The 405-nt window shown below is 42.0% G+C and carries 1 pseudogene; it reads left to right on the top strand.

Annotated features, from left to right (window positions below):
• Positions 1–242: 242 nt before the first annotated feature.
• A pseudogene (locus ABPH35_RS09765) lies at positions 243–405 on the top strand (IS110 family transposase); the annotation flags it as partial.

Raw genomic sequence — 405 nt, 5'->3', positions numbered from 1 at the left:
ACATACTAAGATTAGTAGTGAGGAAATCTCCGACGGGAGAGAGTAGTCACTACTTTTTCGTTGTGTTAAAGTAGAGGTGTCTTGTGAAGTCGTGGGTCTTTTTGACGCTGGACGTCGTACTCAAAACTGGCAAGACACCTGTTTTAGGGAGAATGTTATCAAAGTATGTGGGACGCTAGACGTAGAGTATTGAAAATGACATCACTAAAACAAGGAATCAAACAAGATAAAGAGGTAATATCATGCGTACAGTATTTGGAATTGATGTGAGTAAAACTAGTTCAGAAGTGGCAATTCTAGTCAACGGTGAGAAGGTTCATGGCTATACCATGCCGAGTGATGCCATCGGCTTCACTCGGTTGTTGGACGATTTGAAAACTGTCCACACCCCTGAGATTGTCTTTG

Source organism: Streptococcus handemini, from assembly GCF_040984445.1.
Taxonomy (GTDB): domain Bacteria; phylum Bacillota; class Bacilli; order Lactobacillales; family Streptococcaceae; genus Streptococcus; species Streptococcus handemini.
Note: the sequence above shows the minus strand (reverse complement) of the source record. Positions and strands in the feature narration are given on the sequence as shown.